This window comes from Panacibacter ginsenosidivorans, assembly GCF_007971225.1.
Classification (GTDB): domain Bacteria; phylum Bacteroidota; class Bacteroidia; order Chitinophagales; family Chitinophagaceae; genus Panacibacter; species Panacibacter ginsenosidivorans.
Map to the genome: position 1 here is coordinate 2724870 of NZ_CP042435.1, position 18840 is coordinate 2743709.

Consider the following 18840-nt stretch of genomic DNA (forward strand, 5'->3'; position numbering starts at 1 on the left):
TGTATATGAAAGCACAACTAAATACCATAGAAACGATCGTCTCATTCAACGGAGCAGATTATTTCATTGTAAAAAATGAAAACGGGTGGCTGGAAGTAAATGGTCCGGATAAATTTCAATTTACCCGCGATAATAATTATCGCTGGCAGTTCACCAAAGAAATTGATGCAGACCTTGCAATAAATTTAAAAGTAAAGGCGATTTTTTTTCACCTGGTTTGAGGATAATGACAACAGCAAATACAATTAACCAATACAATTAAGAATACTTTTCATTGATCAGGAAGGGATGTTCGTAACCGCGAAAGTTATTTGCCTGATGAAAAAATACTTTACTTCACTTTAGGCTGATGCATCATCAGATCTTCGATCGTTCCTGCAATTTCTTCCGGTGTTTGTTTGAAAGTTAAGTAAACTATTTTGTCTCCTGCTATTACTATATCCTTTCCATCATCTTCAATTTTAAAATTCAATTTTTTAAAATTGAAATAAGGGCGTAACCCACGCACAGCAACCAGTACAGCAGTTTCGTCCCAGCTGTTGCGGCCAATTGTATTATTGTCTTTTGCCAATGCAATTTTAAAGGCATCTTTTACAGGACTGTTTTGAATGCTCTCATTATTGATCAGCCGAATGCCGGTATGAATTTTTTCACCAATCTCAAAACCACTCATGATCCATGGTGTTGGCCATTCATTAAAAACTTTTTGAGAAGCATTTGCATCTACAACGACATTGAATTCATAACCACTGTTTTTTCCACTGTCAATTCTTGCAGACATTGAAACCAGTTGCTTTACTTTTTTTATAATAAGATCCTTTCCATTAAGCGGGGAATATTCATCTGATGTTGAGTTTAATAACCCTGCGAGGTTGGTGAAAAACCCAACAGTAATAATTGTTACACTTTTATCTGGCTGAGATGAAAGTATTTTCCTGTACAGTTTTACCGCATCTTCGGCTTCGCCATTTGTTTTAAGCTGGTGCGGATATTTTGTAACGATTGCCTGTGCCCATTGCTGTGCACAATCTTTATTTGGCTGCGTATTTTTTGTAATGCCTATTGGTATATTAGGTTTGTTAAAGTAGGTATTCAACACACTTAATGTAGGTGCAGTTGTTTCAAATGCATTACAGGAAATAGTTGCCAGAATTTTTGCTTCACCATTGTCTTCAAAGGCATGAAGTAACGCCATAGCACCTACGTCATCATAATCGGGTGCAATGTCTGTATCAAAGATTATTGAAACTGGCTTTTGCTTTTCAATAAACGAACCAAAAATTATAACTATAAAAAAAGAGGTAAGAAAATATTTCATACAGTATCACTTTATTAGGAATATTGAATATAGCAAATTCTAAAAGATAAATTCATGATGAGTAAAAAAGACAAGGCTGAAGTGAGTGACACAACAGGCGATGCCACATGCATTGCAGACGGAAAACAAAAACGGGCAACAATTACGTCGCCCGCTTTAAACCAAACTAACTGCTGCTTATAGAGAAATAAAAACGCCTATTTTATCCAATTCAATTTTGCAATTTTTACATCGCTCGAATTGGTGCCAATATGAACAATAAAATCTCCGCTTTCCCAATCATATTTCAGATCGCTATTGAAGAACTTCAATTGTTCCGGTGTTATTGTAAAGGTTACTTCTTTGCTTTCCCCCGGTTGTAACATTATTTTCTGGAAACCTTTCAAATCTTTTACAGAACGGGAAACAGAAGCCACAGGATCAGAAATATATAACTGTACCGTTTCTTCCCCGGCAAACTTTCCTGTATTACTTACGGTAACAGTTGCATTGAGGGTTTCATTTCCTTTGAGCTTTGTTTTACTAAGTTTTACATCGCTGTAAGAAAAAGTTGTATAGCTCAAACCATAACCGAAGGGGTACAAAGGATCATTGCTTATATCAAGGTAGCTTGATTTGAATTTTGCCCCATCATTGTTAAATGGGCGGCCTGTATTTTTATGGTTGTAATAAATTGGAATTTGCCCAACGCTTCTAGGAAAAGTCGTTGAAATTTTTCCGGAAGGATTATAATTTCCAAACAATACATCAGCTATTGCATTGCCTGCCTCGGTTCCCCCAAACCAGGTGTCTAAAATTGCTTTTGCATGATCATTCTCCCATGTAAGTGTTAATGGCCTTCCGTTGAACAAAACAATTACAACAGGCTTTCCTGTTTGTACCAAAGCTTTCAATAAATTTTCCTGACTCTCAGGAATGCTGATATCAGAACGGCTGGAAGATTCACCGGTCATATCTGCAGCTTCGCCAACTACAGCAACAACAACATCTGCCTTATTTGCTGCATCAACCGCTTCATTGATCATATCCTGTGGAGAACGTTTATCCGTTTCTACTTCCACACCTAAAGCATTGGTACGCGCTTTCAATAAAGAATCATCAGTAATGTTGGCACCTTTTTCATAAATAATATTTACATTATTGCCTGCAACATTTCTTATGCCTTGCATTACACTTACAGATTTTTGCCAGTCGCCCGCAACAACCCATGTACCAAGCATGTTGCGTTGGTTATCTGCTAAAGGCCCAACCAATGCAATGGTTCCAGATTTTTTTAGCGGCAATATTTGTGCATCATTTTTTAAAAGCACAAAAGAATGTTCCGCAACTTCACGTGCAGCTTTACGGTTATCATCTGTCAATATTTCTTTTGCTGGTCTGTCTTCATTAACGCCGCGATAAGGATCTTCAAACAAGCCCATTTTATATTTTGCTTCCAATATTCGTTTGCATGCAACATCAATATCCTGTTGCGTTACCTTTCCTTCGCTCAAAGATTTTTTGAGTGTGTTTAAAAAACCTTCTGCCACCATATCCATGTCCAGCCCTGCTTTCAAAGCCAGTGCCGACACGGCTTGCAGGTCTCCCATGCCATGGGCAGTCATCTCGCTTACAGAAGTATAATCAGAAACTACAAACCCTTTAAAGCCCCATTGTTTGCGCAATAATTCAGTAAGCAACCACTTATTACCTGTCGCAGGAATTCCATCCACAACATTGAAAGAACTCATTACACTTCCAACGCCAGCATCAACAGCGGCTTTATAAGGAGGCAAATAATATTCATACATCTGAACACGGCTCATGTCAACAGTGTTATATTCTCTACCGGCTTCTGCACCGCCATATAAAGCAAAATGTTTTACGCAAGCCATCAAAGAATTATCTTTTGAAACATCGCCATTCTGGTAACCTCTTACCATTGCCTGTGCAATTTTAGAACCCAGGTATGGATCTTCACCATTACCTTCTGAAATCCTTCCCCAGCGCGGATCACGGGCAATATCAACCATAGGTGAGAATGCCCATTTTAAACCATCAGCCGTTGCTTCTGTTGCAGCAATGCGTGCACTTTTTTCGACAAGCATTGTATCCCATGTTGCAGCCATGCCAAGTGGAATAGGAAAAATAGTTTTATGACCGTGTATCACATCCAAACCAAAGATCAGCGGTATATGCAACCGCGAATTTTCTACAGCGATCTTCTGTGCCTGCCTTACTTTTTCCGGTCCCCATATTCCAAACAAACCACCCACCAAACCTTTGCGGATATTTTCATCAACACCTTTACTTACAACAGCACCGGTAACCGCACCACCAGGCGTTACAAGATTCAACTGGCCAATCTTTTCATCGAGCGTCATTTTGCTCATAAGGTTGCTTACAAAAGCATTCATCTTTGCGTCTTGTTGTGCCTGTGCATAAACCGTAGTAAGTAAACCAAGAAGAAGAAATATTTTTTTCATGTAGTGCTGTATTGTTTTATTTATTGTGTTGCCAGCTTTTGAATAACTATCATGCCGTTGTTGTGTCACTCACTTCAACGTTCAGTTCAATATTGAACAGGAAGTATAAGAGTGCGACGCAACAGGCGATGCCACCTTCTTTGCAGTTGGGCTCATACTATTTCTATTTTACTAAATATGGCTCAATCTCTTTTTGCCAGATAGCATAACCTTTTGCGTTCATGTGCAATTTGTCTTCTATGTATATTCCGGGCATTAGTTTTCCGTCTTGTGTAAGCATTTTTGAAAACACATCTATAAAAGCTGTGTTCTTTTTGGAAGCAAGAAAACTTTTGATGAGTTTATTTGCCTCAATCATTTTGGGCATCAGCTTTTCGCGGCTTGGGCTTGGTTTGATTGAAATGAAATCAATTGGAACTTCATTCCAAACATGTCTAATGACATCGAACAAAGTAATAAAACGATTGGCAACAGTTTGAGCGGAAACAGTATCAACATAAGCAAGATCATTCTCACCACAATAGATAACAATCTGTTTTGGATGATAAGGAAAAATAACATCATCTGCATACATCGTTACATCCAGCAATGTAGAGCCACCAAAGCCGCGATTGATAATTGGGTAAGCAGGAAAATAATTTTGTACATCTGTCCATTTTGTAAAAGAAGAGCTGCCTACAAAAAGAATCTCGTTTTGTGAAGGCATTTGCGTGCTGTCTGCCTGCCTGAATTTTTGTATCTCACCTGCGAATGGTAAAGACACCTGTGCAAAAATGGTAGCTGAACAAAGGAATGCAATAAATAATGAAGCTAGAGATTTTGCAAGCATGATGAATCGTTTTCTTTGCGTCAAAAAGACGCAATAAATTTATTTGATTTTTTTCATACAGCGTAAATATTTACCAGCTAATATTTATTTGTTTTGGGGAATTAATTATCGTGCAGGTTTTTACAGGCGGTGCCGGCGAAGAATTTTTGAGTGATTGGTAGTATTTCTTATCATAAATATCATCAAGATTTTCCAATGCATTCAGCAATTGCACGTGGTCATCTCCGGTCAATACAGGTTTATAGTTAACATCGATCTTATTGATGGATTTATCAAACCCGTGAAGCATTAATTTTATATTGTGAAAATCAGACGTGTATGTTCCTTCCTGCGCAGATACGATTAATTGTTTTGAAATAGGATCAAACTCAATATTTCTTTTGCAGAAGTTTCCATTTTTATAAGCCATCGTATTGCCATCATCTTCGTAGTAAGTGAATGTATTTTTTTCTTTTCCATAGTAAACATGCAAAAACAAAGTATCAGCAGGTTTTTGCTTTGTTGACTGAACCAAACTTTGCATTGGAATAATTGCAGATGCCTTTATGTAAATGGGTAATTGGCATGCAGGGGTTTCCTGTGTAAATTCTTTTGGTGCTGTTATTTTTTTGTCGGTATAAATGTTATACCAATCTCCGTGCGGTAAATAAATTTTCTTTGATGTTTCTTTACTTGTGAGAGGCGCAACCAAAATAGCATCACCAAATAAAAACTGATATTGGTAGTTCAACTCATACACGTTCCCATCAAAAGGATAATTAATACTCAAACTTCTTTGAACTGGCAACCCTGTTTGCGACGCTTCATAAAAAGCAGAATAGATATAGGGCATCATCTGATAACGAAAACCAATATATGTTTTTGAAATTGCTTCAGCTTCTTCTCCATAAGCCCAGGGCTCGTTTGCTGCGCCGAAAAATTCACGATGATTGCGGCAATAAGGAGAAAAAATGCCAACTTCTATCCAACGGGTGTATAAATTTTTATTGCCATCGCCAATGTAACCGCCAATATCATACCCAACAAACGGCACACCCGAAATACCAAATTGAGTATTTAACAAAACACTTGTCATTAACCCTTCATCTGTTGCCATATTATCGCCGCTCCACATAGCTGAATAGCGCTGCACGCCTGCAAATCCGGAACGCGTTAAAACAAAAGGTCGCTGAGTGTTATTATTCTTCAATGCTGCTTCATAACTGCTTCTTGCCATCTGAAAGCCGTATACATTTTTTGCTTCTGCTGCAGTGGCTTTTCTTCCATCAAAGTCAAATACAAGATTATCTGGTAAATAACTGCCTCCGACTGCAGGTTCATTCATATCGTTCCAGTAACCGTTAATACCATTCGTTTTCATCCATTGCATTTTATCAATCCACCACTCTCTTGCTTTTGCATTTGTATAATCAGGCAAATGCACTTTCAACGGCGCAATCTCTGTTTGAAATGGTTTGTCATCAGTTGTTTTGATAAAAATATTTTTCTTCAATCCATCAGTATAAGAATCGTAACTGCTGTCGATGTTTACACCGGGATAAACCGATGCAGTTAATTCAATATTCATTTTCTTCAGATCAGAAGAAAGCTTTGGCAGATCGGGGAAGCGTTGCGTATTTGTTCTGAAAGGTTCGTAGCCCAACTGATAATCTGCATCTAATACGATTCCATCAATCGGAATTTGTTTACGGCGAAATGTTTCTGCGATCCACATCACCTTATCCTGCGGATAGTATGTGCAGCGGCTTTGCTGATAACCCAAGCTCCACATGGGTGGCAATTGTGTGCGACCTGTTAAGGAAGTATAGTGTTCAATAATTTTTGCAACAGAAGTATCGTACATGAAAAAGTAATCCATATCGCCGCCGTCAAAACTTACAGAAGTAAATGGAGTAGATAATCCAAAATTGAAAAATGCTTTATAAGTGTTATTAAAAAATAATCCATACACAAGATTATGATGAATACCCATGTAAAACGGAATGCTGCTGTACATTGGCACTCGCGGATCGCTGTACTTATAATTATCTGTGTTGTTCAACGTAATGCCGCTGCCTCTTCTATCAAGATTACCAAGCGCTTCGCCCATACCAATAAATCTTTCGCCATCCTGCAGCTGTTTATATGCAGTTACCCTATCGCCGGCAAAACCAGTGGCATCGGCATCTTCATTTAAAATATCTCCTTGCTTGTCTCTGAATATTATTTTGAAAAAGGGTTGCTTTCTTATTTCCGCAACAATTACGCTTGTAGAAAGAATGACCGTGTTGCCTTTATCTTCAATACTAATATTATTGAATGCCGGAACTGCTGTATCAACAAGTGCGTAGGAGAAATTACTAATACGTTTATTTTTTGAAACCCTCACCCGAATAATATTTTCGCTGTATGCATGTACATCAAAAATGGCGTTGTCCGCTTTTCCTTCTATACCCGATGTGGTTTTTTTATAAGAGATAATTTTGTCAACTGTTATTTGTGCATTTATTGAAGCAACAAAAAATGCAGAAAGAAAAAAAGGCAAACAAATGCTCTTTATGAATGCAGGCATGGTATAAAAATATTTATTTAGATGCAGGCTATTTATCGTTATTCATCGCCTGTTGTGTCACTCACTTGTGCGTTCGGAATTTTTGCCGGGCAGCGAATAAAACGTACAAGAGTGCGACGCAACAAAAGCTTAATATTTATTCAAAAACCTGGTACATAAAAAAAATTTCTCTTATTTATTTTCTTTTATCCACGGGCTTTTAAATCCGAGTTTTTTTAAACCATTTTGCACATCGGGAATGCTCATAAATAACTTCCACAATAAACCGCTACGATAATTTTCTATCATGGTAACGATTGGCCCTTCATCAATGGCAAGATGTGTTTTTGCATACCAGTTATGTTCAAAACTGAAACCATCTGCAAAACCATAAGGACCCCAGATCTTATCACCCAGTTGATAATAGAAATAACGCAATGCCTCCATGCTTTCTTTAGGCGTGTATGGCATAGATGAAATAGCTGCGGTCGGCTGAATAACGCCGCGATCATTTTCAGGACTGTGTGCCAGGTAACCTTTGTAACTATCACCTGCAGTTAAGCCCCAGCACTTCTCGCTATAGCCTTTAAAGCGATTGGGGTTTTCTATGCAATAAGCACGATTGATCAGCGTATGATTTTTTCCCTGCATAAAATAATCGTTGCCCAAAGAATCAATCAACCCGTTCGGATCAATTCCCTGGAAAGTATATTGTTCAAAGAATAACGGACCGCCTTTGTCTTTATCATAGTTGCCAAGCGGCAATGTATAACCGTAATATTCTTTACCATTTTTAAAACCTGCGCTGCCAACCCATGACCCATCATAAGCTTCTTTTGAAATAGCATGATAAGGAGAAGACGCAGAAAGAATATAAGTGATCAAACATTCATTCCAACCCCAGATAGGAAAGTTCATATCAAATCCATTGTTAGGGCTCCAGTGCCAGAATAATTTATTTTGATTGTTTGTATGCCAGTTCCAGTTTGCAGCACCCCACATCGCAGTGATCCGGTTGCGTAAATATTTTTCCTTTGGAACATCTTTATTAAAATATTCTCTTGCGCATAAAAAGCCCATCATTAAATAAGAAGTTTCAACAAGATCAGCGCCATCATCCAAGCGATCGAATGGAATTGCTTTTCCTGTTCTTCCATTCATGAAGTGGGGATAGATGCCATGATAACAATCCGCATGCGTCAAAAAATCTGCGATCTTAATTAATCTCCCAACTGCAGTATCTCTGCCGATCCAGCCGCGCTCAACTGCAACAATGGTTGCCATGATACCAAAGCCTGTTCCGCCAATTGCACCTGCATCAGGACCAAAAGTTGATTTGCTAAAATTCGGTTCATCCCATGCTTCATTAATATAATCCCAATAGTATTCTGCATGCACGGTGTTGTCTCTTTCTAATGCAAGACCGCTTACCGGATGTGCGCCATGCCAGAAAAAGCGGAATGTTTGCCGTTGTACAACATCCAACAATTCAGCATCAGAAAGATTTTTTATGATGCCAACAGGTGCAATGGAATCAGGAAATGCTTTTGTAGCAGCAATGTTTTTCTTCTGTGCATGTGACGCCACAGATAATAATAAGAAAATGGGAAATATATATTTCATATAATTTTCTTTTGCCACAGAGAACACAGAAACACAGAAATCAATTTTTACACTTTCTCTGTGTTTCAGTGCGTTTGTGGCATTTAATAAATGACTCTTTTAATTTCTAGTTTCAGCTTTGCAAAATTTAATATCAAGCCTATCTTACACCCGGAACACTTCAAATAATTTATTGTTTGCGCATAATCTTCTTCGGCAATGCCACCTTCTTTAGCTTTTATTTCCAGAATAACATTGTCAAACACTATAAAGTCTGCATAGAATGTATGCTTCAAAATTGTAGTCTTATACGAAATTTTTAATTCTTCTTCCCTTGCAAATAGGATTTGATTAACTGTAAATTCATATTCAAAAGCATCTTTGTAAACTATTTCCAAAAACCCTGCACCTAAAGTTTTGTGTATCTCGATTCCTAATCCAATTATCCTGCTAGTAAGTTCTTGTAAAGGGTAATCATTGTTGTTGGCTGTTTCAGGGCTCATAAGTTGGTAATTTTTAGTAAGTTGATAATATATTTTTGCAACTGAAAACACAGCAACACATAACTTAATTTTTACACTTTCTCTGTGTTTCTGTGCTCTCTGTGGCAATCATTTTATATAAGGACTTTCAAACCCTAATTTCTTTAAACCACTCTGCACTTCATCACAACTCATAAACAATTTCCAAAGTAAACCACTGCGGTAGTTTTCTATCATCGCCACTTCCGGTCCCTGGTCTATGGCAAGATACCATGGTTTATACCAACCAAAGTTTTCACTGAATGCATCATAATATCCATACTTACCTAAAATTACTTTGCGCAAACTATCATCAGTGTACCAATGCTTGATAGCGGCCATTGATTCCCGTGGCGTATATACGATTGAAGAAATAGCAGCCGTTGGAGAAATTACACCCAGATCATTTTCATCATTAGGTGCATGTGCTGCATAAAATTTTATTGAATAGCTTGCCGTCAATCCCCAACTGCTGTCACTATAACCCTTGTACTGTTTTGGATTATCAACACACCATTGATAATTGATATGCGAAAGATTTGTCATCTCTTTCCAATAATCTGCATACTTATCTTTTAATCCATGGGGATCTAATCCTGCAAAAGAATAATGCGCCCAGAACAACGATGCACCATGTGGCGGATCTCCCTGGTAATGCAAATGCAATGTATCATTTTTATAAAAAGTAGTTTTATTAATCGCACCATTTTGCGCCCAGCCCTGGTGATAAACTTCTGCAGGCACACCGTGCGTTGGTGATGATGCGCCAAGGATATAAAAGATCAAACATTCATTATAACCATGCACAGGAAAATTCATTTGCCATGCATAATCCGGGCTCCAGTGCCAGTATAAAACATTTTGACCACCGTTCCTGTACCAGTTATAATCTACCTCTTTCCAAAGTTTATCAATACGTGATGATAATTTTTTTTCTTCATCATTGCCATCTTTAAAATATTGACGACCACAAAGCAGCCCCTGGAATAAAAAAGATGTTTCAACAAGATCGCCACCATTATCTTTTTGACCGAATGGTTTTACATGTCCTGTTTCACCATTGATCCAATGTGGAAATGCTCCATGAAAACGATCGGCTTTTTCTAAAAAAGAAATGATCTTTTCAAAACGTTGCAAGCCTTGCTCTCTTGTTATATATTTCCTTTCAATACCTGCAAGAATTGCCATTACACCAAAACCACTGCCGCCTGTTGCAATGATGTGCTGGTCTTTATCAGGATAATCTCCATCCATGTGGATTCGCTCAGGAGCCATACCGCTATTAGGTTCTGCGCCACTCCAGAAAAATTCAAACGTTCTGTGTTCAATGCTATCGAGCAATGCAGAATCGCTTAGATTTTTTGGAAGATCATTTGCTGAAGCAATCTTTTCATTGTTAGAATTTTTCTGTTCGCAGGAAAGCAATGGCAACAATATAACAGCTAAACAAAATGAAAGCGTTCTCATAAATAATTTATTTATAACAATTATTCTTTAAGATGAATTTTTATGGTAAATAATTTTTTGTGGCCCATCTTTAGCATGTCATATTAAGCATTCGTTGCGTCGCACGCTTGTACGCTTTAATCTTTGCTCAGCAAAGTTCAGAACGCCGAAGTGAGTGACACAACCGGTGATGCTATACATACGAAAGCCCGTAACAAAAATTTTCTTTTATAAATTCGGACTTTGAAATCCCAAATTCGTCATACCTGTTTTTACTTCCGGGCAACTCATAAATAAATTCCATAGCAACCCGGTTCTGTAATTTTCTATCATCACGATCATCGGGCCCTGGTCTATGGCAAGGTAAGAATCTGCAAACCAAATGTTGGTAAGATTAAATGCATCTACAAAACCATAATCTCCCCACAATTTATCGCCGAGTGTATAATAGAAAAACTTCAATGCGTTCATTGATTCTGTTGGTGCATAAGGCAATGATGAAACTGCAGCAGTTGGCGAAATGGTTCCGTTATCGTTGTTTGGTGCATGTGCATCATAGCCATTTTGCTGATCACTTGCCGTAAGTCCCCAGCATAATTTACTGTACCCATTGTAAGCTTTTGGATTAGCTGCACAATAGTTGTAATTGATCTTTGTATGTGCGGTATCCTGTGTCCAGTAATTTGCATAAGCGTCTGTAAGATCATGTGGGTCTATGCCGAGAAAAGAATAATGTGCAAAGAATAATGGTCCGCCAAACGCCGGGCCTAATGGAAGCTGTATGCCATAATAAATGTTACCATTTTTCATTGCGTCATTTTGTGCCCAGCCATTATCATAAACATCTTTTGTTATTGCATGTGTATTGGATGATGCAGCCAATGCATATACAATCAGCGCTTCATTCCAGCCGTGAATTGGGAAGTTCATATCCCAGTTATAATTCGGGCTCCAGTGCCAGTACAAAACATTTTCATTGCTTTTTTGAAACCATGTAAACTCCACGGCATTCCATAATGTGTTGATGTCGTTTCTTAGCGTTGTTTCTGCTGCATCTGCAGCATTGAAATATTGTCTTGCACAAAGTAATCCCTGCATGAGATAAGAAGTTTCTACAAGATCTGCACCATCATCTTTATCACTGAATGGAATAGTGGCGCCGGTTGCACCATTTATCCAGTGTGCAAACGCTCCATGATAGGCTGTGCAATTATTTTTATAAAAGCTCACGATCTTTTGAATACGTGCAAGTGCATCAGCCCTCGAAACAAAATTTCTGCTGGCAGCAACGATCATACTCATGATACCAAAGCCTGTTCCTCCTGTTGTACAAACATCGGCGGACGAATTTCTTTCTCTTGCAAGGCCACTTGTAGGATGACCAAAATCCCAGAAATATTTGAATGTTTGTTTTTGTACAAGATCGAGTAATGCATCATCGCCTATGCGCGGAAATTTATCTGATGAATCTATTTGTGTAGTTAGATTAACAGAAACGCCGCTGCGCAAACTTCCGCCTTCCTTAGACTTTAATGATGTGCTTACAACTACAGTATATTTTGTAATGTAATCAAGTAATGAAGGTTTTATAACAATGGTACTATCGCCATTTTCATAGCTTGCTGCATAACTTACAGATGCTCCGTTACTGTTTGAAAATGCAACACTATTTTTTACTGTAGTTGAATCTACACCTGCACCAAATGATAATTTTAAAATTGTTGAATTAGGAATGTTGTAATAAGTAAAACCATTTGAGGCATCATTTACTTTAAGGCTGCTGAAACTAAAAGAAGGCGGCACAACAGGCGGTGTTGGATCTGAACCGCCACCTTTGCTGCATGCACACAATACGCAACATGATACGATGACCGAACGCAATATGCTTACACACTTCGTCATGAATTATTATTTATAATATTTAAAGCTCAACCATGCACTGCAGTAAAAGTGAGACCTTCTTCCACCGGAAGAAGTTAGACAATGAAAGCTTCATATTTATTCTAAAGACGATAACAAAAAAATATTTTATGAGCCAGGCTTTTCAACTGCCATTAAACTTTGTTGCGTCGCACTCTTGTACGTTCTGTACATTATGGAACATTTATGCAAAGGGGCTGCCAGGATAATTTCCGGCAACCCCATATACTGATTGCTAAAACAAAATTTTATTTACCGCGGCCTTCCAGCTTTACCAATGCACTAATGTCAGCATCACCCAATGCCTTGTTGTAAATTCTAACTTCATCCATCGTGCCGGTTAAATAACTTGCCCAGTCCTGAGCGGTTGTAGCCGAAGTTTGACTGGGGTCTGTTTGAAACTGTACACATCCGATAACAATATTGCCTGTATTTGTAAACTGCAATGGTCCAAACCCGTCCACAACATTTGTTGTGACAGGAGAGCCATTTACATATAATTTAAAAGTAGTAGTGCCTGCATCATATGATAGTGCGATGTGGTTCCATGAATCGAAAAGGTTAACAAGTCCATCTTTTACAACCCATGAATCTACCGGCCCATTCGTAATATGTGCTTTTAAAATTCCATTTGAATTTGTACTGCCGTTTTCAAAAAACATGTCTATGTTTCCCCAAAAGCCGGTTGTGTTTGCAAGATTTACCAAACCTATAATTCCTGTTGAAGGAGCCGGGCTATTAACCCAATAGGTGATGGTAAAACTTTGCATTGTAGTAATGGAAGCACCGGGAGTAAATAACACATAAGAATTAAGCCCGCCTTTTAAAGATTGATTTTTAATTCCTCCTGAAAAACTTGTGCCGGTGTTTACACCTGCTGTGCCGGATACCTTATCAGCGTAGTCGCCATCAAAAGGGAAATACGCAACCAAATTTGAAGGAGCAATTTCATCAGCACCTGTATAACCACCAATTGAAAGTGCAGGTGCATACGAACTGGTATCAAATTTTTTATAGCAGGAAGACAAACCGAATGCTGCACAAAGTATCAGCAACAACACCGGCTTTATATTTACTGTTTTCATCGTAATAACTTTTGTTGTTAAAAATTAATAACCGGTGTTTTGTGTAAGCACACCAGCACTCAGGTCAATCTCATTTTGAGGTATTGGCCACACCTCGTTTTTACCGGCCTTCCATCCTTTAGGGCCGAATACTTCTGCTCCGCGGCCCTGGCGTATCACATCAAAATAACGGTCAAATTCCATTGCAAGTTCTACATGTCTTTCATTCCATATTGCTGTGCGTAAAGAAGCCTGGTCCGTTGTTGTAACATCCGGGAGAATTTCTTCATTATCACCTCTTGCCCTTGCACGAACTGCATTAAGTGAACTTAATGCCTGAGCTGTGTTACCTAATTCATTTGCTGCTTCAGCATTCATCAATAAAATATCAGCATAGCGGAGCACACGAACGTTTTGCTGGCAACCTTCATTAAAGCCTGATTGATACAAACTAAAAGGCACATAAGTTTTTTGATTGTACATAGGATTTGAAGCTGTTAAAGGAATAACATCTCCCTGCGGTGTTGTTTCGCCCCTGAAAAGAATGGTTGCATCTCTGCGTGGATCACCTGTTTCAAAAGCGTCAGCAAGGGTTTGCGTTGGGACGTTAAAACCCCAGCCTCCGCCCGTTACACCACGTGCACCCTGCACCTGGGAATATTGGGAATTGGATGCATCAGGGTTACCCGGAATCAAAGCGCATTGAATTTCAAAAACAGACTCTGATGAATTTTCATTTTCTATACGGAACAATTCCTGGTAGTCAGGAAAAAGTGAATAGACTCCCAAACCCATTACCTGTGTGGTAAGGTCATATACATCCTGCCATTTTTGTTGATACATGGCAACCTTTGCGTGAAGCCCTAATGCAGATCCTTTTGTAACCCTGCCTATGTCTTCACCTGTATAACTTACGGGCAGCACGGATGCTGCATCTGCCAGGTCTTGCTCAATTGCAGCATAAACATCAGCTTTAGGTGTTCTGGGTATATTAAATTCTGTAGCATCTACAGGCAAATGAAGCCTTAGTGGCACATCACCAAATGCACGAACCAATCTGAAATATGAATAGGCCCTGATACATTTTGCTTCGCCTATATAACGGGCTTTTAAATTATCGTCCATTGGAATGGTATCTATATGATCCAATACCTGGTTACATAAATTTATTTCCTGGTATTGACCGTTCCAAAAATCCTGTAACTGGCCTTCGGTTGATGTGGCAGTAAAATTGTCGAAATCATTCATGAATGTTGCATCCTGGGCATCACTTCCTTTTTCTGCATCATCTGATCCAAGACTTTCAACAGCGATTGGCGCAAAAGCAACTTCTGTCCAGCTACGAAGATTTCCATATACTGCATTAACCGCTTTTGTTACATCTGCTTCAGACTGCCAGAATTGTTCGTTTGGTTGCTGGCCCTGTGGAGCAACATCCAGAAAACTTTTCTTACACGCAGTGAGCGAAAAAACTATTAAGACCATAAAAAGCCCAATAGTTCGTAAATAAGATTTACTATTAATATTTTTCATACAACTAATTTTTTAGAAAGTAAGATTTACGCCAAAATTGTAAGTAGCATATAGTGGATACACATCTACATCAACACCTGCTCTGGTAGGTGTACCACCAATTTCAGGGCTAAAGCCTTTGTAGTTGAAGAAGTTCAATGCATTTTGTGCATTTGCATAAACCCGGAGTTTCTTTATTTTCCATTTATTGATAAAATCAGGAGATATTGTATAACCTAACTGCGCATTTCTGATACGGAAATAACTACCGCTTTCAACATAAAATGAATTAGCCAGGTAATTTTGGCCACCACCAATATTTGCGGATGGATATGAATTAGAAGTGCCCTGCCCATGCCAGCGATTATCATAAAAGTCTTTTGTAAAATTTTCCCCGCCATAACGCAAACCAAGATTTGCATTATAAATATCTACACCGGCAACGCCCTGGAGATCTATCGTCAGGTCAAATTGTTTATAATTCCAGGTAGTATTTAAACCATATGTAAACTTAGGATTTGGATTACCAATGGCGATTCTGTCTTTCCCATCAATAACCTTATCATTGTTTTGATCTTTGTAAATAAAATCTCCCGCTTTGGCAGTAGATTGAAGGGAAGCAGCAGCATCTTCATCCGATTGAAAAACGCCGGTAACCTGGTACCCATAAAACGCTCCAATTGGCTGCCCAACTACCGTAATAGTGTTAAAGTTGTTTGAGCCGGTTGTACCAACAGCCTGGTAAATCGGATTAGCTCCTGTTGAAACAGACAATACTTTGTTATTGTTAATACTGAAATTGCCTCCGATAGTATAAGACAATGACTTGCTTAAACTTGAATTCCAGGTAGCGGAAAATTCAAACCCGCGGTTTTGAAAATCTGCCTGGTTACCAACTATAGAACCCGAGCTTGTACCCAATGAGCCTAAAACCGGGATATCGAAAATAGCTTTTTCTGTTTTTTTGTTATAAAAATCTGCTTCTATAGAAAGTCTTTTATTAAGAAATGAAGCTTCCAGGCCAATGTCTGTTCCAACTCCTCTTTCCCAATAAGTAGTAGGCGGTACAAGTGTTGTAATACTTGCGCCTGTATAAGGCTGATTATTATAAATGGCCGTTAAATATGGTTCCTGGGTAACTTTTAAAACAGACAGATTGGAAGGAACAGAAGCATTACCAATTTTACCCCAGCTTCCGCGTAATTTAAGATAATCGAAAATTTTCTGATTCTGCATAAAAGATTCCTGACTAATTACCCAACCTGCACCCACTGACGGAAAATAACCCCACCTGTTATCACCGTAGAATTTAGAGGACCCGTCTGCGCGTATAGATGCATTAAGCATATACCTGTTTTTGAAAGAATAGTTTACTCTTCCAAAGTAGGATGCAATAGTTGAAAGATCTCCATAATCCACTACATTTCTGCTGCCTTCATCACCCAGCGCCAGGTATAGATCACCTTCGCTGTTAAAGGGAACATTATAAGCGGTTCCCGTTAAACCATAAGATTTATAACGTTGAGCTGCCTGGCCTGCCAATACGGTGATGTTATGATCGCCAAATTTATTTGCATAAGTAAGTGTATTCTCCAGAATCCAGTTTCTGGTTTCTGCACGCTGGATAGATAACTGGCTTGTACTATTCTGCTGTTTTAAGGTTGCTTTGTAAACAGGCAAATAGTTGCGCACTTCACTTTCACCATATTCACCTCCTACGCTTGTATGAAAAGTAAAATGTTGAAGGAACTTTAAATCAACATATGCATTTCCGTTTAACCTGTAATTTTTTGACTTCTGATTGAAGAAATCAATTGTGACCTGTGGATTAAAATTAGAACCATCTCCAACATTGTAATCATTTGGATCACCATAGCTGCCATCAGCATAATAAACGGGTACAACGGGTGCAGCAGAAAACAACTGGTGAAAAATACCGCCTGGTATGTCATTTGAATTACTAAAAGCGCCGGTGACACTATATCCAAGCTTTAAATTTTCAAAAGGCTGAAAATCATTTCTAAGTAAAGCCGTATAACGGGTATAATCATTGGTTTCAACAACACCCTGCTGATTCAAATAACCCAATGAAAAACTGTAGGAGTTTTTTTCAGAGCCACCTGTAAGTGATATAGCATGATTATTTACAGATGCATTTCTCAGAATTTGATGATACCAATCTGTACCATTTCCATAGGAAGCAGGATCGTCATATACTGGTTCAGCTCCGTTTCGTTCACTTAATTCATTGATCAGTGTAGCATATTCTGTGGCATTAGCCATTTTTACCTGGTTTGTAACACTTTGCCAACCGCCATAGCCACTATAGTTTATCAGAGCCTGCCCCGCTTTTCCTTTTTTGGTTGCAATTAAGACCACCCCGTTTGCTGCCCTGATTCCATAGATAGATTCTGCTGATGCATCCTTTAAAATACTCAGGGTTTCAATATCAGCAGGATTAAGAAAACTGATATCGTTATACCAGACCCCATCTACAATATATAATGGATTGGGATCTCCATATACCGTTCCTAAACCACGGATGCGAATCTGAGGTGACGAACCAGGAGCTCCTGAATTGGTAATTTGAACACCAGCAACTTTTCCCTGTAATGAACTGATGGGATTTATAGAGGCCTGTTTGGAAATTTCTTCTCCTTTTATTTGTGTAACAGATCCTGTTACATCTATCTTTCTTTGTGTTCCATAGCCTACAACCACCACCTGATCCAGCTGCTTGTTTGAAGCCACCATTGTTACATTAATTTCTGTTTTTCCGCTTACAGCTATTTCCTGTGTCTCATAACCGATATACGAGAATACGAGAACATCTGCTTCATTTGCATTTATTGTAAAAACGCCTTGTGCGTCTGTTACAGTTCCCTTGTTGGTGCCTTTTACCTGAACAGATACGCCGGAAAGTGCAGTGTTATTTTCGCCCGTAACCTTACCTGTAACAATAGCTTTAACTTCATAAGCTCCCCCATCTGCAGATTTTATTACAACAAGGTTATTCTGCATAAATTCATATGACAGGTCAGTATCTGTAAACATCAGGTTGAGCACTTCTTTTAGCTCGGCATCCTGTACATTTAAGTTTACTTTCTGTTTTAGGTCTAACAGGTCATTGTTATAAAGGAACCTGTAGCTGGTCTGTTTTTCGATTGAGGTAAGAATGTCTGCTATTTCAGTTTTTTTGAATTTTAAACTGATCTTCTGCTGGCTAAAACCATCAGCCGAAGCCTGCAGGCAAAAGAACATTACCAAAACAACCGTCAGTTTCATAACCAGGAATAATTTTAAGAAAAACGGATTTTTTTTAGCAACCTGAAAAGATTTCATATTTTAGAATTAAAGGTTAAACAATCCATCTGCACCGGCAGATGGTTATACACACACGTTAAACCTGTTTTTAGCGGGGAATGCGCCAACATTCTCCGCTTCTTGTTTTATTTGGGATGCAGGTCGTTTTCATAAAAAAGCAGTAGTAGTCTCATTGATTTAAGTTTTACTTGTCTAAAAAGATTTCGCCTGACGATGATATATTTCATTCAAAAAATAATTGTCTGCCTGTAATTGCTCCACAGAGATTGCAAGTTGAAGAGTGCGACGCAACAAAAGCATAATGGCTGC

At 38.6% G+C, this 18840-nt stretch carries 12 protein-coding genes; 1 reads left to right on the forward strand and 11 read right to left on the reverse strand.

From position 1 onward, the window contains the following. The first annotated feature begins 5 nt into the window (after positions 1-5). Positions 6-221, forward strand: coding sequence for a hypothetical protein (locus FRZ67_RS11525; RefSeq protein WP_147189705.1), 216 nt, complete (start codon positions 6-8; stop codon positions 219-221). 110 nt (positions 222-331) lie between these two features. Here the strand turns inward: FRZ67_RS11525 and FRZ67_RS11530 are convergent, their stop codons facing one another. From FRZ67_RS11530 to FRZ67_RS11580, 11 genes are all read right to left on the reverse strand, one after another. Further along, a complete protein-coding gene (locus FRZ67_RS11530; protein ID WP_147189706.1) occupies positions 332-1318 on the reverse strand; it encodes a nucleoside hydrolase in 987 nt (328 codons plus the stop codon). Positions 1319-1515: 197 nt separating this feature from the next. Beyond that, complete coding sequence (gene bglX, locus FRZ67_RS11535) at positions 1516-3783, reverse strand: beta-glucosidase BglX (RefSeq protein WP_147189707.1); 2268 nt, start codon at positions 3781-3783, stop codon at positions 1516-1518. 163 nt (positions 3784-3946) lie between these two features. After that, complete coding sequence (locus tag FRZ67_RS11540) at positions 3947-4612, reverse strand: GDSL-type esterase/lipase family protein (protein ID WP_147189708.1); 666 nt, start codon at positions 4610-4612, stop codon at positions 3947-3949. Positions 4613-4682: 70 nt separating this feature from the next. Continuing rightward, on the reverse strand, positions 4683-7163 hold the full coding sequence (locus FRZ67_RS11545) for a glycoside hydrolase family 31 protein (protein ID WP_147189709.1): 2481 nt from the start codon (positions 7161-7163) through the stop codon (positions 4683-4685). A gap of 171 nt (positions 7164-7334) precedes the next feature. Then, positions 7335-8765: a glucoamylase family protein gene (locus FRZ67_RS11550; protein WP_147189710.1), complete on the reverse strand. Its 1431-nt coding sequence runs from the start codon at positions 8763-8765 to the stop codon at positions 7335-7337. A gap of 83 nt (positions 8766-8848) precedes the next feature. After that, positions 8849-9247, reverse strand: a complete 399-nt coding sequence (locus FRZ67_RS11555) for a GxxExxY protein (RefSeq protein ID WP_147189711.1) — start codon at positions 9245-9247, stop codon at positions 8849-8851. 108 nt (positions 9248-9355) lie between these two features. Further along, a complete protein-coding gene (locus FRZ67_RS11560) occupies positions 9356-10732 on the reverse strand; it encodes an endo-beta-1,2-glucanase (RefSeq protein ID WP_147189712.1) in 1377 nt (458 codons plus the stop codon). 207 nt (positions 10733-10939) lie between these two features. Next, positions 10940-12613, reverse strand: coding sequence for a glucoamylase family protein (locus tag FRZ67_RS11565; protein WP_147189713.1), 1674 nt, complete (start codon positions 12611-12613; stop codon positions 10940-10942). A 266-nt stretch (positions 12614-12879) separates the two neighbouring features. Continuing rightward, a complete protein-coding gene (locus tag FRZ67_RS11570) occupies positions 12880-13716 on the reverse strand; it encodes a LamG domain-containing protein (RefSeq protein ID WP_147189714.1) in 837 nt (278 codons plus the stop codon). A gap of 24 nt (positions 13717-13740) precedes the next feature. After that, on the reverse strand, positions 13741-15228 hold the full coding sequence (locus tag FRZ67_RS11575) for a RagB/SusD family nutrient uptake outer membrane protein (RefSeq protein WP_147189715.1): 1488 nt from the start codon (positions 15226-15228) through the stop codon (positions 13741-13743). Between the two features lie 12 nt (positions 15229-15240). Further along, positions 15241-18492, reverse strand: a complete 3252-nt coding sequence (locus FRZ67_RS11580; protein ID WP_158638360.1) for a TonB-dependent receptor — start codon at positions 18490-18492, stop codon at positions 15241-15243. Positions 18493-18840 lie beyond the last annotated feature (348 nt).

Excerpts from the sequence above, each read along its gene's own strand:
- FRZ67_RS11580 (WP_158638360.1), bottom strand. The coding sequence starts at position 18,492 with ATGAAACTGACGGTTGTTTTGGTAATGTTCTTTTGCCTGCAGGCTTCG.
- FRZ67_RS11525 (WP_147189705.1), top strand. The coding sequence starts at position 6 with ATGAAAGCACAACTAAATACCATAGAAACGATCGTCTCATTCAACGGA.
- FRZ67_RS11550 (WP_147189710.1), bottom strand. The coding sequence starts at position 8,765 with ATGAAATATATATTTCCCATTTTCTTATTATTATCTGTGGCGTCACAT.
- FRZ67_RS11565 (WP_147189713.1), bottom strand. The coding sequence starts at position 12,613 with ATGACGAAGTGTGTAAGCATATTGCGTTCGGTCATCGTATCATGTTGC.
- FRZ67_RS11560 (WP_147189712.1), bottom strand. The coding sequence starts at position 10,732 with ATGAGAACGCTTTCATTTTGTTTAGCTGTTATATTGTTGCCATTGCTT.
- FRZ67_RS11555 (WP_147189711.1), bottom strand. The coding sequence starts at position 9,247 with ATGAGCCCTGAAACAGCCAACAACAATGATTACCCTTTACAAGAACTT.
- bglX (WP_147189707.1), bottom strand. The coding sequence starts at position 3,783 with ATGAAAAAAATATTTCTTCTTCTTGGTTTACTTACTACGGTTTATGCA.
- FRZ67_RS11570 (WP_147189714.1), bottom strand. The coding sequence starts at position 13,716 with ATGAAAACAGTAAATATAAAGCCGGTGTTGTTGCTGATACTTTGTGCA.
- FRZ67_RS11530 (WP_147189706.1), bottom strand. The coding sequence starts at position 1,318 with ATGAAATATTTTCTTACCTCTTTTTTTATAGTTATAATTTTTGGTTCG.
- FRZ67_RS11540 (WP_147189708.1), bottom strand. The coding sequence starts at position 4,612 with ATGCTTGCAAAATCTCTAGCTTCATTATTTATTGCATTCCTTTGTTCA.
- FRZ67_RS11575 (WP_147189715.1), bottom strand. The coding sequence starts at position 15,228 with ATGAAAAATATTAATAGTAAATCTTATTTACGAACTATTGGGCTTTTT.
- FRZ67_RS11545 (WP_147189709.1), bottom strand. The coding sequence starts at position 7,163 with ATGCCTGCATTCATAAAGAGCATTTGTTTGCCTTTTTTTCTTTCTGCA.